This is a genomic window from Mucilaginibacter sp. P5_A6, from assembly GCF_056400585.1.
On record NZ_JBFUKZ010000001.1, the window covers coordinates 300,437 to 318,467 of the forward strand.

Annotated in this window: 9 protein-coding genes; 8 read left to right on the forward strand and 1 reads right to left on the reverse strand. The window is 42.2% G+C overall.

Annotated features, from left to right (window positions below):
* Positions 1 to 191 precede the first annotated feature (191 nt).
* The 5 genes from AC1DO4_RS01315 (at position 192) to AC1DO4_RS01335 (ending at position 12,582) form a co-directional block, all read left to right on the forward strand.
* Positions 192 to 3,605, forward strand: a complete 3,414-nt coding sequence (locus tag AC1DO4_RS01315; RefSeq protein ID WP_477412225.1) for a TonB-dependent receptor — start codon at positions 192 to 194, stop codon at positions 3,603 to 3,605.
* 42 nt (positions 3,606 to 3,647) lie between these two features.
* Complete coding sequence (locus AC1DO4_RS01320) at positions 3,648 to 5,141, forward strand: RagB/SusD family nutrient uptake outer membrane protein (RefSeq protein ID WP_477412227.1); 1,494 nt, start codon at positions 3,648 to 3,650, stop codon at positions 5,139 to 5,141.
* A 144-nt stretch (positions 5,142 to 5,285) separates the two neighbouring features.
* A complete protein-coding gene (locus AC1DO4_RS01325; protein ID WP_477412229.1) occupies positions 5,286 to 8,069 on the forward strand; it encodes a family 78 glycoside hydrolase catalytic domain in 2,784 nt (927 codons plus the stop codon).
* Between the two features lie 87 nt (positions 8,070 to 8,156).
* Positions 8,157 to 10,376 carry a beta-N-acetylhexosaminidase gene (locus AC1DO4_RS01330; protein WP_477412231.1) on the forward strand — a complete coding sequence of 740 codons (2,220 nt, stop codon included), beginning with the start codon at positions 8,157 to 8,159 and terminating at the stop codon, positions 10,374 to 10,376.
* Positions 10,377 to 10,383: 7 nt separating this feature from the next.
* On the forward strand, positions 10,384 to 12,582 hold the full coding sequence (locus tag AC1DO4_RS01335) for a GH92 family glycosyl hydrolase (protein ID WP_477412233.1): 2,199 nt from the start codon (positions 10,384 to 10,386) through the stop codon (positions 12,580 to 12,582).
* Between the two features lie 218 nt (positions 12,583 to 12,800).
* Here AC1DO4_RS01335 and AC1DO4_RS01340 read toward each other — a convergent pair whose 3' ends face one another.
* On the reverse strand, positions 12,801 to 13,622 hold the full coding sequence (locus AC1DO4_RS01340; protein WP_477412235.1) for an SDR family oxidoreductase: 822 nt from the start codon (positions 13,620 to 13,622) through the stop codon (positions 12,801 to 12,803).
* A 105-nt stretch (positions 13,623 to 13,727) separates the two neighbouring features.
* Here AC1DO4_RS01340 and AC1DO4_RS01345 point away from each other — a divergent pair, with 105 nt between their 5' ends.
* From AC1DO4_RS01345 to AC1DO4_RS01355, 3 genes are all read left to right on the forward strand, one after another.
* On the forward strand, positions 13,728 to 14,261 hold the full coding sequence (locus AC1DO4_RS01345) for a lipocalin family protein (RefSeq protein WP_477412237.1): 534 nt from the start codon (positions 13,728 to 13,730) through the stop codon (positions 14,259 to 14,261).
* A 275-nt stretch (positions 14,262 to 14,536) separates the two neighbouring features.
* Positions 14,537 to 17,269, forward strand: a complete 2,733-nt coding sequence (locus AC1DO4_RS01350) for an MBG domain-containing protein (RefSeq protein ID WP_477412239.1) — start codon at positions 14,537 to 14,539, stop codon at positions 17,267 to 17,269.
* Positions 17,266 to 17,949, forward strand: a complete 684-nt coding sequence (locus tag AC1DO4_RS01355; RefSeq protein ID WP_477412241.1) for a hypothetical protein — start codon at positions 17,266 to 17,268, stop codon at positions 17,947 to 17,949. Before AC1DO4_RS01350 ends, AC1DO4_RS01355 begins: the two co-directional genes overlap by 4 nt.
* Positions 17,950 to 18,031: the final 82 nt, after the last annotated feature.

Consider the following 18,031-nt stretch of genomic DNA (forward strand, 5'->3'; position numbering starts at 1 on the left):
ATCAATTAATAACCATTACCTTGAGTTAAACAATCTACCTATGAAAAAAAACAGACTTATCTACTAACACCCTACACCTACCTTGCCTAAAAAAATGCCGGGAGTACTGCAATACTCCCGGCTTAAATGTATGGGCCAGGTTTTTCCTGAGTTTTCTTCACAGACACATTAACCCAAACCGCAACGAAGTTATGCAATTAAACTTTAGGGGTAAAGTATTTTCTGTCCCCGGTACACCAACCTCCAAACTGTTTTTGACCATGAAGTTAACGGTTATCCTGATTTTGATTGGCTGTTTACAGCTTAGCGCCAAAAGTTATTCGCAAACCATAACGTTAAGCACAACCAATACCGCTATTGATAAAGTATTTACCGCTATTGAAAAGCAAAGCGGCTTTTACTTTTTCTACAAATACAAGGAAATTAAGCAGGCCAAACCTGTTACCCTGGCGTTAAAAAATGCCACACTTGATGAAGCGCTGCGCGAGTGTTTTAAAGACGAGCCTTTTACCTATATTATTGATAACAAAACCATTATTGTAAATAAAAAGTACGAACAGGTGGTTGTACCGGAAAAGATAATTGTTGCCGGGCAGGTACTTGATAATGCCAAACAGCCTTTGCCGGGTGTAAGCATTGTCGTCAAAGGAACAAATACCGGTGTAATAAGCGGCGTCGATGGTAAATACAGCATCCAGGTTGATGATAACGCGGTGTTGGTTTTTAGGTTTGTGGGCTTCAAAACCAGGGAAGAACCGGTTAGCAAAAGAACTGTAATTAATGTATCGCTCGAGGAAGATAACCAGCAAATGAGCGAGGTTGTGGTTATTGGTTATGGTAGCCAGGAAAGAAAAGATGTTACCGGTGCAGTTGGTACCGTTAAAATGGCTAACATAAAAGAGATAAAGGCTGCAAGTGTTGATCTGAAGCTTGCCGGTCAGTTGGCAGGTGTTACCGTAAACCAGGTAACAGGTACCCCGGGTGGTGGCGTTTCTGTTAACATCCGCGGTGCCGGTTCTATAGGTGCGGGTGATGATCCGCTCTATGTTGTTGATGGATTTCCTATTTCTCCGGGATTTGATCAATATTCAAATCCGATTAGTACAATTAATCCTGATGATATAGAAAATATTAGTGTGCTTAAAGATGCCGCATCTACAGCAATATATGGGTCTCGTGGTGCAAACGGCGTTATTCTCATCACTACTAAAAGGGCCAAAAAAGGCGAATCGAGTGTTACAGTAAACACTTCGACCGGTATTCAAACTATACTGTCGCGAAGCAAGCTAAAAATGATGACTGCCGAACAATATGCGCAATGGCGAATTGAAGCCTTGCAGGATGCCGATGCGGCATCGGGTACTCCTTTTAATGCAAGCCAGGTACCTAAAGCTTTCAGGAATCCAAAATCATTAGGTAAAGGTACTGATTGGTTTGACGCTGTAACACGTGCGGCACCAATGCAAAATTATGACGTTACAGTGGCCAATGGTAACGAAAAAGTGAGATCATTATTTTCACTTGGCTTTTTTGACCAACGGGGAACTGTATTAAACACAGGGTTTAAAAGATATTCGTTAAAGGCCAATATGGATGCCGATGTGGCAAAAAATGTAACCGCCGGACTTAGCATAGCGCCTACTTACAGCTTAAGAAATTTGCAACAAACAGATGGGCATTTTGACCAGGGTGTATTAAGCCAGGCTTACCTGGAAAGCCCACTTACACCTGTAAAACAGCCGGATGGCTCATATACAAACGTTGTAGGTTCGCCCGGCAATGAGTTCGTGGCGGGCACGGCAGAAAATGCCAACCCGGTAAGTCAGTTAGTAAATACAACTAATAAATATACCCAGTTTCGTACGCTTGCAAATACTTTTGTAAACTGGCAGTTAATTGAGGGATTGGACATTAGATCAACCTTTGGTATTGATTATCAAAACAGTACCGGCGATTATTTTAGGCCATCATACCTGGGTGGTTTTCGTATACCTAATAAGAATGGGCAGCAGGTAAAGGCTGCAGGGTCTTTTAATTCTTCAAGTTCATTTAACTGGCTTAACGAAAACAGTATTAACTATAAAAAAACCTTCGGCAACCACACCCTAACAGCATTTGCCGATTATTCTATACAACAGGAAACATCTCATAACCGCCTAACTTATGGTACCGGTTTTGCAGATGATGCTATCCAGTCGGTAGATAAGGCAACGATAGTTACAGCCAGTGCTAATGATGAAGAGTGGAGATTGTTATCCTTGATAGGAAGGATAAACTATGCCTATAAAGATAAATATTTATTAAGCGCGTCAATCCGCAGGGATGGTTCTTCCAGGTTTGCGCCAGATCACAGGTGGGGTACATTTCCTTCCGTATCAGCCGGATGGCGTATTTCCGACGAATCATTTTTTCCTAAAGCAGACTTTATTGAGCAGGTAAAATTTACAGGTAGTTATGGCCTTGCGGGTAACAACAACGTTGGTAATTATGATTATATATCGGCTATTGACCAAAGTAACTATACATTTAATGGCAGCCTGGCGCCGGGTGCTGCCTTAAACGGATTGGGAAATACGGAGTTGGGCTGGGAAACTACAAAACAGCTTGATATAGGTATGGATATTTCATTGCTTAAAGGCCGCATTTACTTAATTGCCGAATTTTATAACCGTTATACGCAAAGAATGCTGCAATACATTCCTGTGCCCATAGTATCCGGTTACGGCTATGCTTTATCCAATGTGGGTAATGTACGTAACAGGGGATGGGAATTTACCTTAACTACAAAAAACATAATTGGCAGAGGCTTTAACTGGTCCACAGATCTTAATATGTCCTTTAACCGTAATAAGGTGATCAGCTTAGGACCCACACCTGTTATATACGATGCTCCTGCAAATGACAATCCAACTAGTATAACTAAAGCAGGCTTGCCATTGGGCCAGTTTTATGGTTATATTTTTGAAGGCATATTCCAAAATCAGGCCGAACTTGATAAATATCCCCATTTTGACGGAGAGCAGGTTGGCAATGTAAGATACAAAGATGTTAATGGCGATGGCATGATTGATGGAAAAGATCAAACCACTATAGGTAATCCATGGGCAAAGTTCACATTTGGGTTTAACAACCACTTTAATTACAAAAGCTTCGATTTGAATATCATTACAGCCGGTTCTGTAGGCGGTCATGTGTTTAATATGTACAAGCAGTTTACAACCAATCTTGATGGTATTTTTAATGTGGAGCAATCTGTAATACAGCGCTGGCGTTCGCCCGAGCAGCCGGGTGCAGGATTATTGCCAACAACAACTTCAAACACAAACCTGGCACGTGATTATTATCCATCATATTGGGTCGAAAATAATTCGTATTTAACCGTAAAGAACATAGATTTTGGTTACAACTTTAAAACAAAGTTCAGCAAAAACTTTAGGGTTTATTTTAGTGCGCAGAATGCCATTCTGATAACTGGTTATAAAGGGGGGAATCCCGAAGTTGGTATAGATGGGCAACAGGGCAATCGTTCGCTTTCCCCAAATGTAAATTTCAATGCTTATCCTGTTTCTGCTGTTTATACGCTTGGCTGCAATGTTACATTCTAATTAAATGACTAAGTGTTAATTCAAACAATAACAACTGAAGACATGAAAAAATATACATTCCTTTTTCTTATCCTTACCGCATTTGGTATAGCTGGTTGCAAAAAGGATTTTCTTAACCTGCAACCAACAAATACTCAAAGTAGTGCAAATTTCTATAAAACAAAAGACCAGTTTACCCAGGCCATCAATGGCGCATATAAGCCGTTACAGGGTTTATATAATGGCACTTTTTGGGCATTGGGCGAAATGAGGTCGGATAATACCTCGTACGAGTATGATCCCTATGATCAATCTGGTACTAATAAAATGGAGATAGACGAATTCAGGGAGTTGAATAATAATGATATGGTGGGGGCATTTTTTGAATCCGGCTATACCGATATAGGAAGGTGCAATGTTATTTTGGGGCGTTTACCTGCAGCCAAGCTTAATGCTGCTGTTACGGATACAATAGCCGGGCAAGCATATTTTTTAAGGGCTTTTAACTATTTTAACCTGGTACGCATGTTTGGCGATATGCCGCTGGTACTTACCGAAGTAGAGTCTGTAGGTGATGCTTATAAGATAGCAACTAAAACAACCGCAGCTAATATTTACACAGCTATAATAGCTGATGCGCAAGCCGCTATTACCAAGTTACCTGTAAGGTATACAGCGGCCGGTGACAAAGGGAGGGTAACTAAAGGCACAGCCGAAACTATGCTTGCCGAAGTATATATGACGCAGAAGAAATTCGATTTAGCCATACCGCTGTTGCGCGCGGTTATTGCGTCAAATGTTTACAGTTTGAATGCAAATTATGCCGATAATTTTGATATCACCAAGAAAAATAGCGCCGAGTCGATATTTGAGATCCAGTACATGGAAGGTAATAACGGCCTGGGCAGCGATTTCGTAAGCACTTTTGTTCCCTGGGATTATTACGACAATGATTTAACCGGGTTTTATTTTTATAACAATGCCCAAAACGGCTGGAATATTCCCACCCAGGATTTGATCAATGCGTATGAAGATGGTGATAACAGGAAGGATGCATCTTTAATTGATTTTACATCGGATGAATACGGCGTTGATTTACCCTTTATAAAAAAATATGTGAGTAAAAGTGCTCTTCAGGGCGTAACAGCTAATGATTTTCCGGTTTACCGTTATGCCGACGTCTACCTGATGCTTGCCGAATGCCTGAATGAGCAGGGTTTTGCAGGTGGCGGTGATGCCTTCAAATATTTAAACCTGGTAAGGGAGCGGGCAGGCCTGGAAGACAAATCAGCTGGGAATGCCGATCCTGCATTAAATGTTTCGGGCCAGGAGGCTTTCCGCGATGCCATAGCGCATGAACGGCAGGTTGAGCTTGCTTTTGAAAACCACCGCTGGTTTGATCTTATACGTACAGGTAAAGCGGTTGCAGTAATGACTGCCCACGGCGCCCGGGAAAGAGCCTTTAAAAAACCTTACTGGAACGTTAACTCTGCCGCTTATGCCAATATCCGGCTGTTTTTCCAATATCCGCTAAATGAAGGTAACCTTGAACATTAATGCCGCGCCTGCAACCGGTAAAACTTTTATCGGGCTACCAAGTTTATTAACAAATATTGCAATTACCACATCATTTTTACCTGTTTTATAGCTAAATATGTACAGTATTTAAAACAAAAATCGTTCTTAAGCTATATTAATGGTATGAATTATATTCAAATGATAAGCGTGTTTAATAAAACAAGCTTAAGTATCGTTTTATTACTTTTTTTACAATCCAGAAGCTATTCACAGGTTCAACCTGTTCCCGTTCCTTTTAGCATTGATAATCTGATATGTGAATATAAAACCAACCCAATATCTGTTGATGCAGCCAACCCGCGCCTCGGTTGGAGACTGGTTACACAGGAGCGTGGCATTCAGCAAACATCTTATGAGATCAGGGTTGGCAGTAACGCGGTATCATTAACCCGGGGCAAGGATATTATTTGGGGTACCGGCAGGATCTATTCAGACCAGTCGGTGCAAATTTATTATGGCGGCCCGATGCTGGCATCGCGGCAAAAAGTTTATTGGCAGGTAAGGGTATGGAACAATAAAAACCAGGTAAGCCCCTGGAGCATGGTCAACTTTTGGAAAATGGGCTTACTAAAACAGGCCGATTGGACAGCCAAATGGATCCAGAACGCCTACCAGTCTGATACTACAGGTGGCCCCGCTCCCATGTTTCGCAAAACATTCAAATTAGATCATAAAATACGCGCCGCCCACTTGTATATAACCGCACATGGCGTTTTTGAAGCGCAGCTAAATGGAAAAAGGGTAGGTACCGATTACTTTGCACCCGGCTGGACGAGCTATAACAAACGCATTCAATACAATGTGTACGATGTAACATCAAGCCTGCAGAAGGGCGATAACGCAATTGGCGTAACCATTGGAGATGGATGGTACCGTGGCTATACCTATAACCGTAAAAAAAATGTGTATGGTACAAAACTGGCACTACTTTGCCAGCTTGAGGTTTTATATACCAATGGCACGCGCGCGGTGATCAACTCTGATAAAACCTGGAGGGTGAGCTATGGAGCTATCAGGTCTTCCTCATTTTTTGATGGCGAGGTTTATGATGCCCGCAAAGATAAATCCGGGTGGACAAGCCCTGCCTACCGCGACCTTACCTGGGATACCGTTAAAACAGATTCAACTATTAAAGATAACCTGATAGCCACCGCTGGCCCTACGGTTAAAAAGCACGAAAAATTTTTACCTCTTAAAGTATTTACCACACCTGCAGGTGAGCGCGTAGTTGATTTTGGCCAGAACCTGGTAGGTTGGGTACAATTCAAACTCAAAGCAAAAGCGGGCGATACACTCCGGCTTTTTCATGCCGAGGTGCTGGATCAAAAAGGGAATTTTTACACTAAAAACCTGCGTACCGCCAAACAGGAGATCACCTATGTTTTTAAGGATGATAGCATCGCCACCTTTGAGCCTCATTTTACTTTCCAGGGCTTCCGGTTTTTGAAGGTAGTTGGCTATAATGGGCCGCTGGACTCAACTAACCTGGCCGCTTACGCCTTGTATTCGGATATGGCGCAAACGGGTAAATTTTCTACATCCAACCCACTCATTAACCAGTTGCAGCATAACATTCAATGGGGACAAAAAGGAAATTTTATTGATGTACCTACCGATTGCCCTCAACGCGACGAACGCATGGGTTGGACCGGGGATGCCCAGGCTTTTTGCCGCACCGCAACTTTCAATATGGATGTTGCCGGGTTTTATACCAAATGGTTAAAGGATCTTACTGCCGATCAGCATAAAAATGGCGCAGTACCGTATGTGATACCAAATATGCTGGATAGTGCCTCGTCTGCTGCATCGGGCTGGAGCGATGTGGCCACTATCGCACCATGGAATATTTATTTGGCTTACGGCGATAAACGGGTTTTACAGGAGCAGTACGAAAGTATGAAGGCCTGGGTGGGTTATATCCAATTCCATAGCCGCAATTATCTCTGGGATACAGGTAACCACTTTGGCGACTGGCTTTTTTACGCCGGCACCAATTATGAAGACGGCGCTGCTCTTACCGATAAAAATCTGATAGCACAGGCATTTTACGCGCATTCAACGCAATTGCTCATCAATGCGGCAAAAGTATTGGGTAAAACCGATGATGTGCAAAGGTACTCGCAATTGCTCTACAATGTAAAAAAAGCATTTAACAGCGAGTATGTAACGCCAAACGGGCGTATGATATCCGGTACGCAAACCTCCTATGTACTGGCTCTTAACTTTGATATGCTGCCCGAAAATCTGAGGCAATCAGCCGCAAAAAGATTGGTGAAGAATATTGATGATTATGACGAACATATAACTACCGGCTTTTTGGGTACACCTTATATCTGTCATGTATTAAGCCGCTTTGGCTATAGTGATGTAGCTTATGGTTTGCTGATGAAGGAGTCGTATCCTTCATGGTTATACCCGGTAAAAAACGGTGCAACCACTATTTGGGAACGATGGGATGGCATTAAGCCCGATGGTACTTTTGAGGACCCGGAAATGAACTCCTTTAATCACTATGCCTACGGCGCTATTGGCGATTGGATGTATAGGGTGATAGCCGGTATTAATACGGATGAAAACGATCCGGGATTTCATAAAATCATCATCGCGCCGCATCCTGGCGGTAAACTTACCAGTGCGCAGGCCGAACTGGTAACGCTTTACGGCAAAATAAAGTCGGCATGGAGCATAGATAATGGCATATTTACTTTGGATATAGTAGTACCACCCAATACCACAGCTCAGGTAGTTTTACCATCGGTAACAGACCAGGTCACTGAGAGCGGACTTGATATAAACACGATAGAAAGCATCACGGAAATTAAAAAAACAGGAAATGATGAACAGATAAATGTGGTATCGGGTACTTATCATTTTGTGTACACCATGAAACCACCGGGTAAGCGGTAACAAGCCCAGTCGGGATTTAAATTTAAGCCTTTGCAAATGAATAGCATCATCAAATTAAAATACATCTTTATAATAATAATTTGTGCTTTGTCTGCATCTGCAAAAGCCCAGTTACATATCATCCCACAACCACTACACTTAACCGGGCAAAAAGGCAGCTTTATTTTAAGTAATAAAACAGTTATCGGGGTTGATAAAGAAAGCCAGGCCGTAGGTAAATACCTGCAGGATTACCTTGCCCAAAACTACAAGCTGAATTTAAAGCTGAAGGTTTATGCTAAAATACCGGCTGCTATAGCTATACAGTTGCTTACTACTGTAAGCAGCAAAGAGGGGGCTTATAACATGAATGTAAAACCCGGCAGCGTAAAAATATCGGGCAATGGGGCTGGGTTGTTTTATGGTGTACAATCATTAATTCAATTGCTTCCCGCAAAAACTATTGCTCCTTTAAAAATAACAGCATGTGTAATTGCTGATGAGCCCCGTTTTCAATGGAGAGGTTTGAGTTTGGATGTGAGCCGTCATTTTTTTACGGTTGATGAGGTCAAAAAATATATTGATGTAATGGCCCATTATAAATTGAACGTGTTTCACTGGCATTTAACCGATGATGAAGGCTGGCGCATCCAGATTGATAAATATCCTAAGTTAACCGGGGTGGGCTCAAAGATCAGCTTTTATGAAAAGCAGGGCAAATTTCGCAAGCTGGATAATTTGATAGATGAGGGGCGTGATGGATTTTATACCAGGGACGATATCCGGGAGGTGATCAAATACGCGGAGGCCAGGTATGTAACCATACTGCCCGAAATTGAGATGCCCGGCCATAGCGAAGCAGCCATATTTGCCTATCCCGAACTGGGTTGCCAGGATTCAACCGGGGCAAAACATCGTGTCCGCATGCTGGATCCCAGTGAGCATACTTTTACTTTTATGGAAGATGTACTTACCGAGGTTATCGCGCTCTTCCCTAATCAGTATATCCACATTGGTGGCGATGAGGCCGAGATGATAGACTGGTTGAAAAGTCCTGCCGCGGTTGCGCTCATGAAAAAGGAAGGCCTGAAAAACGAGAAGGAAATACAGAGTTATTTCATCAAAAGGATAGAAAAATTTTTGCTCTCAAAAAATAAAAAACTTGTAGGCTGGGACGAGATCCTGCAGGGAGGTTTAGCCGAATCGGCCACGGTGATGAGCTGGCAGGGCGAAGCCGGTGGTATAGCTGCTGCCAAAATGCACCATCATGTGGTGATGACACCATTACCTTACATGTATTTTGATGCCCCGCAGGCTAATGAGGATTTGGAACCTATCGGCTGGAACCCGCCGGTAACCTGGCAAATGGTTTACAATTACGAGCCAATGTCAAAAGAGCTAAGTCCGGGGGAGGCCGAATATATTTTAGGTGCGCAGGGGAATATCTGGGCCGAAAAAGTTCCGGATGCATCGCACCTGCAGTACATGGTTTATCCTCGCGCACTCGCTGTCGCCGAGCTCACCTGGTCATCAAAAGAAAACAAAGATCTTGTTAGATTTGAATATAAAATGAAGCAGCAATATGGTTATTTCAAGCTGTGGAATTTGAACGCCCGCCTGCCCGATATTGTGGGGATGAATAACATAGTTACCAATAGCGACCAGTTTGGACTGGTACTTAAATACCCGTTACTGGGTGCGCAGGTACGTTATTCAGTTAACGGTACAATGCCCGATAGCAGTACAAAGGCGCAGACTTTCCCGGTAAATATCAGCGCTATGATCAAAGACAGCCTGGTGCTAAAAACCTACACTACCTGGACATTGAACAAACAGCACATTTTCCAGGTGGCAACTATAAAGCATGTTAATGTTACCGTAAATAGCATAGCCCCGGTTGATTTAAAACCCGGCTTAAGCTATAAGCTTATAAAAAGTAAAGAAACCAGTTTTGATAAGCTGGATACCTCCATTGTGGCTATAACAGCCATAATAGATTCCGCCAATCCAATGGTATTGCCCGTAACCGATGGCAATATTACCTGGGTAAAAATGAACGGCTATATAAAAATTGATGTAGAAGGTGATTATGAACTCACCTCGGGCTTCGAGGTTAGTCCTGCCTTGTTTGTGGGCGATCAGCCGGTTATTTACAAAAACAAAAATACTTACGTTGAGCCGCAGAAGGCATTGCTGCACCTTAAAAAAGGAATTTACAATTTAAGCGGATATTATATAGCCGACAACATAAACCGGATGCAGGACTTGATACTAATAAAGACAGCTAATGGTAAATTACTTGCCCCGGCGCGTTACATGTTTCACTAACAGGTTGATGATGCAATATAAAAACCTGTTTAAAACGCTGTTGGTGCTCGCATGTTTGGGTACAAGCTTTTTTGCGTACGCACAAACCTATGGCAAATATGTTAATACCTTCATTGGTACATCTGCAACGGGGCATACCTTTCCCGGCGCTACGGTACCTTTTGGTTTGGTTCAGTTAAGCCCCGAAACAGGCAATTTTGGCTGGAACTATTGCTCTGGATATCGTTATGAAGATAGTGTTATAACAGGTTTCGCACATACCCACTTAAGCGGCACCGGCGGCGTTGATTTGGGTGATGTATTGTTTTTCCCATTCCAGGGGAATGATCCGCCTAAATTCGTCAGTGGCTTTTTGCATCAAACAGAAAAAGCTTCACCAGGCTATTATGAGGTGATATTAAAAGATCATAACATTAAAGCGCAGCTTACTGCTTCGGCCCATACAGGGCTGCACAGGTATACCTTTAATCAAGCCGGCAAATCGCATTTGCTGATAGATCTGCAAAGCGGTTTGGTTGAGGATGCCGAACAACTAAAGGAGCATGTATCCGAAGGCAGCATCACCATCAATAATAAAACCAGTATTAGTGGCTACGCATTTTCAAGCCAATGGGTAAATAAAAAGGTGTTTTTTACTGCGAGTTTTAGCAAAGCATTTACGGGTTATCATTTTATTGATGGAGATATCCATCGCCGTTTGGTGGTTGATTTTAATACCAATCCCGGCGAAACGGTGGAGGCCAAAGTTGGCATCTCGGCGGTAAGTATTGAGGGTGCCCGCAAGAACCTCGCTGCCGAAACTGCCAATAAAACATTTACACAGGTTAAGGCCGATGCTGCTAAAGTCTGGGAAAGCTATTTCGGCAGATTAAGATCCGAGGGTACCGATGAACAAAAGATAGCTTTTTATACCAGTATTTATCATGCTTTAATTCAACCCAATAACATTGCAGATGTGGATGGCAAATATAGGGGTGCCGATGACCTGATACATCAATCTGCCGATAAAGTGTATTATTCAACATTATCGCTGTGGGATACCTACCGCGCCGCCCAGCCGCTTTACACACTTATCTGCCCGGATAAAGATGGCCAAATGGTTGAAACTATGCTACAGCATTTCAAAGTTACCAAACTATTGCCCGTATGGACTTTGTTTGGTAAGGAAAGCTACGCCATGATAGGCAATCATGCTGTACCTGTGATAGTAGATGCGAGCCTGAAAGGCATTAAAGGCTTTGACAAAGAGCAGGCTTTTGAAGCCATAAAAGCTACGCTCACCACCAACAAAAATCCAAAATACAATTGGGGCCTTTACATGCAATACGGCTACCTGCCATCGGATAGTATAAAGCGCGAAGCCGTATCCCGTACGCTTGAAGCTGCTTATGACGATTGGTGTGCTGCGCAACTGGCAAAATCGCTTAACAAAACGGCAGACTATAACTATTTTAACAAACGCTCTATGTTCTACAAAAACTTGTTTGATACATCAACCAACCTGATGCGGGGTAAATTATCAGATGGGAGTTGGGTGCAGCCTTTTGCCAGCCTGGATAGCGGGCAACTGGCAATAGGCGGTGATTATACCGAAGGCAATGCCTGGCAATATACCTGGCAGGTACAGCACGATATCCCCGGATTGATACAGCTGATGGGAGGGAAGAAGCCTTTCTTAGCCAGGCTCGATTCTTTGTTCAGTATGGATTCAAAAGTATTTGGTAAAGGCTCAACGCTGGATGTTACGGGGCTCATCGGTCAATATGCTCATGGCAACGAGCCCAACCACCACATTGCCTATTTGTATACCCTTGCGGGAGATCCCGCCAAAACGCAGCGGCTGGTAAGGCAGATCTCTGATCAGTTTTACCAGAACAAACCGGACGGACTATCCGGTAACGATGATTGCGGGCAAATGTCGGCCTGGTATATTTTTACGGCGATGGGCTTTTATCCTGTTAATCCTGCCGATGGAAGGTATGTATTTGGTGCGCCGCAGCTGAGCAGGATCAGCCTTGCCTTACCCGGTAATAAAAGCTTTGTTATTGTTGCCCGAAACTTATCAGTAACTAACAAGTATGTCCAAAGCATCAGCCTGAATGGTAAGCCTTATTTAAGGAATTATATCAGCCATAAGGATATCACGAACGGTGGTAATTTGGTTTTTGTGATGGGTGGGAAGCCCCTGACTGCAAAGCTTGATTAACCTCCAAAAAGGCCGGATAATTCTTTTGGCGGGCACCAGGTGTTCCATTTCAGCGTAGTGGAACGCCCGGAACGGTGTGGAACGCTATTTGCACTGATAGTCAATGTGTTAACGTTTTATTAAAATAGGGATGGAACGCTATTTGTGCTGATTATCAGTTGTTTGTGTTTTTTAATTTTTCAGTAAGTGTCAACTTTTTTACCTTAACGCGAAATTTTCTATTGAATATCGGCGTTAAACTGATATTTCAGTACTATCTCTGCATTCACACTTTTAACAATCTTCCATTCCTTTAATTCTGCAATAAATTCCGGTTTTTCAAGCCCTGAATTCAAAGCAGCATTTGTATAAAAATCTGATTTTGCAGGATGATCTGGTGAACAGCCATTGAATAGGTACCCAAAAGCATCTTTATCAATAATTACCCTCGTTAACCCAATACAATCATCCAGGTGTACCAGGTTAACCGGTGCATTACCATTGGGGATAGCTTTTTTACCCGCAAAAAATCTGCCGGGGTTACGGCCAGGTCCTATCAATCCGGCAAAACGAATAATGGTGGTTTTAACTACTTCTTCATCCCTGAAAAGGTTTTCGGCAGCGAATAATATTTTACCGGCTTCGGTATTGGGCCGAGGATCGGTATTTTCATCTACTTCACCGTTCAAATCGGCATAAACTCCTGTTGAGCTAATGAACACTACATTTTTAACACCATGCTGTTTTATGGCATTAATAATCTGTCGTATCTTAAAAATAAAATTTGCCCCTTCGCCCGATCGTGTTTTTGGTGGAATGGCAATTAAAAGTACATCACAATCAAAAAATGCGGCATCATAGGTTTCACTACTTACAGAAAAATCAACCAGGTGTGGTTCAATGCCATCAGCTAAAAGCGACGCTAATTTGGATGGCGATGTTGTTGATCCTTTTACCCTCATGCCATCATTGATCAGTGCCTTGGCCAGTGCCAGTCCGTACCAGCCACAGCCTAATATGCTGACAACTTTTTTATCGAGAAATGTAGCTATTATATCCAATTTTAATGCTTTGGGGCAAAGGTAATTAATTATTTTAGGGAGATATGAGAGCGAAATATGTGCTTATAGGTTAAACTTTTTGGAGATGCTAATCGTTATGGTTACATGAAGAAAGAGATTTTGGCAACTTCTGTTGTACTGGGCTTAGCTGCATTAGCACTGCAAGCCAGGGAAAAACCATTGGAAACCGTTAACTATGTCGACCTTAAAAAGTACCTGGGTACCTGGTTCGAGATAGCCGCGTTCCCTCAACCTTTTGAGAAGGCTGGCTCATGCACTTCGGCAACTTACGGACTAAACAAAGATGGCAGCGTAATAGTAAAAAATCGCACTATAAAAAACGACAAGCTTAAGGTAACCGAAGGTAAAGCCTTTGTAACCGATAGAGGAACTAACTCGAAGCTGGCCGTTCAGTTTTCCTGGCTTTGCAAAAGTAAGTACTGGATAATTGATTTGGCAAAAGATTACAGCTATGCGGTTGTAGGGCACCCCAATCGTAAGTTACTTTGGATCATGAGCCGGCGCCCAACTTTGGACGAGCAAACTTACAACCAGCTTTTGGTAAGGGCCGCAAATAAAGGATTTGACATCAGGCGGCTGGCAAAAACCGAGCAGATAGGAGACCTTTCGGGGATATAACAAGATTATATTAAATAAATAAACAACAATGGCTTAATCGGGGAACGATTAGGCCATTGTTGTTTTAATTGTACCGCACATTGTACCCGGATATTTTAATAAGGCTGTTTTGTAATTTTGCTTAATGATAACCGATAAATAATTTGGCCAAATAAAATATACGCATTTAATATGTTTAAAACATTCCGTTTAACCATTTGATAGTTATGTTTTTTTTGGATATTTTTCCATAAAATTTTAGCTCAAACTTTCTTGAAAATTCCTAAACCGACAATATGAAGAAAATTTACTTTTTAGTAACTTTTGTAACACTGCTGCTGACTTTTTCAAAAAATAGTTATGCCCAAATTCCGGCTTTCAGTTATGCTACTCCGCAAAAATTTACTGTTGGTACTAAAATAAGTCCGGTAGCGCCTAAAAGTACTGGTGGCCCTATCCCTGATGAGGTTTATTCAAAAGTAAGTACACTGGCCGGGAACGGTTTTTATGGCTATAAAGACACCCTGKCCAAATATTCCCGTTTTGAAAACCCGGTAAGCGTTGCTTTTGACAGTAAAGGAAATATGTATGTGGCGGATGCCAATTTAAATATGATCAGGAAGATCTCGGCTAAAGGTTGGGTAAGTACATTTGCCGGGAACCCCAAAAAAGGCGCAAAAAACGGACAGGACACCGCTGCGAGATTTAATTATCCTACAGGGCTAACGGTAGATAAAAACGATAACGTGTATGTGGCTGATTATGTCAATAACATGATCAGGAAGATTACACCAACAGGTTTCGTAAGTACGTTTGCCGGTAATGTGAACTATGGAAATAAAGATGCAAACGGTGCAGCAGCACGCTTTAACCTTCCCTATAGCTTAGTTTTCGATCCGGCATCGGGCGATATCATAGTAGCAGATACTTATAATAACAAGATAAGGAGGATCTCGCCACGGGGAGATGTAACTACTATAGCCGGTACAGGTGCGCCCGGACGTGCAGACGGAATTACCACAAGAGCAACTTTTAAAATACCGTACAGTGTCGCGGTTGATAAGAATGGAGTAATATATGTAGCCGATCAGGGGAATAACTGTATAAGGCAGGTTTTTCCTGGTAACCCAGGCAGGGTTAGTACTTTTACTGATACTACCTATACATCACCTTACGGTATTGCTGTTGATAACTTAAACCGGATATACCTGTCAACTGTAGAGGATTTTGGTATCATACAGTTTGATAGTAATGGTAAACAAATAGGGTCGCATCCATTTTCTGGTGGCTCATACAGAACTTTTAACGATGCTACCGATACTTTAAGCAGCTATAGGGGAAGTATGGGTTTAACTTATGACGGGCAGAACAACCTGTTGATTGCCGACCCAGGTAACGACCGGATTCGGAAAGTAGCCGTTAATGGCTATACTATAAGCCCCCGCCTGCCCGCTGGTTTGAGCATTGATAGCACAGGCACAATTGTTGGAATCCCGACAACGGTTACCGCCGCTAAAGATTATGTAATAACAGCCTATAATAATAGTGGCTCGGCAAATAATAAAATTAATATAAGTGTTGGTATTGCTAGCCAAACCATTACGTTTAATAAACTATCGCCGCTTAGCTATGGCAATGTTGATTATGCGCCACCGGCAACAAGTACCGATACGCTGATTGCCATAAAATACAGCAGCAGCAATCCTGCTGTTGCAACTATTGTGAGCAACAAAATTCATATTACCGGCGCAGGCACCACTACTATCACCGCCAATCAGGATGGTAATAGCAATTATAAGGCCGCTACGCCGGTTAGTCAGCCTTTAACGGTTAATAAAGCGGTTTTAACCGTTACTGCCGATGATAAAATAAAAACAGCGCTAAAAGATAATCCGCCTTTAACGGCCAGTTACAAAGGCTTTGTTTATGCCGAGGATACAACTGTATTAATTACCAGGCCATCCATTAGTACAACAGCTACTTCGGGTTCGGCAGCCGGTACTTATCCCATAACGGTAAACGGCGCCGATGCTAAAAATTATTCGTTTAACTACGTTGCCGGTAAGCTTATTGTGGCCCCTGTACCTGTTATTACAGCCACGGGTTCAACTACTATTGTTAACGGGGGCAGTGTTACCTTATCGGCTTCCCCATCTACCGGTTATGCTTACCAGTGGGCCGCAGATGGAAAAAACATTAGCGGGGCTACAGCCAATACCTATGTAGCTACAAAAACGGGAGGATATTCGGTAGCAATAACAGCTAATAATTATACCACATATTCATTGTATACCAGTGTTTTATCGCAGTTGCAGCTGCCACCTGGTAACTTTAAAATAAGTATTGGCGGTGCAACCTGTAAAGGCAGCAATAATGGGTCTATTCACATATCAGCACAACAGCGGCTCAAATATTCTGCAGCTTTTTCGGGCAATAACCTTAACAAATCCTATCCTTTTACCGATTCACTTTCTATAAACAATCTTTCGCCGGGTGACTACAGTATTTGTTTTTCGGTCGACGGTGAAATATATAGCCAATGTTTCCAGTTAAAGGTTACCGAACCTAAGGATCTGTCAGTTTATTCAACTGTTGATCAAAAGCTAAATAACCTGAATTTACAGTTGGATGGCGGAACTTCTTTCAGGATAGTGTTAAACAGTATGACCTATAACACAACTGAAAAGCAGATAAGCTTACCGCTTGCCGCAGGATACAATAAATTAAGTATCACTACCGATAACTTATGCCAGGGTGTAATAGAAAAAGTTATTGTAGTGGCCGATAAAATTATTCCATTCCCCAATCCATTTCAAAATGTGCTTAACGTGAATATTGGTAACCAAACTATTAATAACATAGGCGTAAACATAGTTAACACAATGAGTGGCAAAACGGTGCTTAATAGTAAATATACAAATCAGTCGGGCGTGATGCAGTTTGATATGTCGGGCTTTCCAAATGGGGTATACTACCTTAATTTAAACCTCGATAATAATAAATCCGGATATAAAATTGTAAAAAAATGATCAAGCGTATTTTAAGTTTAATAACAATATTGGCTATTGTATCGTGCGGAAAAAAAGAACCCACGCCCGCACCAGGTATTGCAACTTTATCTGCGCCTTTAAAAGATCAGCCTTGTCTTACGGGAACAGTAGTGTCGGCTACAGAAAGTTCGGTTTCTTTTTCATGGAATTCATCGCAAAATACAGACAAGTATGATTTAACGATAACCAATCTTTTAACAAAAGCAGCAACTACCCAAACCGTATCAACAACTAATGCAACGGCAAAACTGCTTCGTAACACACCCTACTCCTGGTACATCAACTCTAAATCAAATAAGTCATCAGTTGTAAGCAAAAGCGATACCTGGAAATTTTACAACGCTGGTGCGGGGATTGTTACTTATGCACCTTTCCCCGCAGAAATTACCGCGCCAGCGTTTGGCGCTATCATTAATTCGGGTACTACCAAAGTAAATCTAACCTGGAAGGGAAGTTCGGTAAGTTCAAATATCGTTGCTTACGATGTGTATTTTGGCCCATCAAACAACCCCGCTTTGTTCAGAAACCATATTACAGATAGTTTTTTGAAAGATGTAACTGTTGGAGCAAATACTACCTATTACTGGCGCGTGGTTACCATAGATGCTAACGGCAATATCTCCGACTCCGGCACTTATAATTTTTTTGTTCAGAAATAGGATGTAATCTAAAGTTATTTTAAAAATGAAACGCCGCCTGCATATTTTATAATGCGGCGGCGCTTTTGTTATAATTATTGCT

Bases quoted from the DNA above. Each gene is read 5' to 3' on its own strand.
- AC1DO4_RS01345 (WP_477412237.1), top strand. From the start codon at position 13,728: ATGAAGAAAGAGATTTTGGCAACTTCTGTTGTACTGGGCTTAGCTGCA.
- AC1DO4_RS01325 (WP_477412229.1), top strand. From the start codon at position 5,286: ATGAATTATATTCAAATGATAAGCGTGTTTAATAAAACAAGCTTAAGT.
- AC1DO4_RS01315 (WP_477412225.1), top strand. From the start codon at position 192: ATGCAATTAAACTTTAGGGGTAAAGTATTTTCTGTCCCCGGTACACCA.
- AC1DO4_RS01335 (WP_477412233.1), top strand. From the start codon at position 10,384: ATGATGCAATATAAAAACCTGTTTAAAACGCTGTTGGTGCTCGCATGT.
- AC1DO4_RS01355 (WP_477412241.1), top strand. From the start codon at position 17,266: ATGATCAAGCGTATTTTAAGTTTAATAACAATATTGGCTATTGTATCG.
- AC1DO4_RS01320 (WP_477412227.1), top strand. From the start codon at position 3,648: ATGAAAAAATATACATTCCTTTTTCTTATCCTTACCGCATTTGGTATA.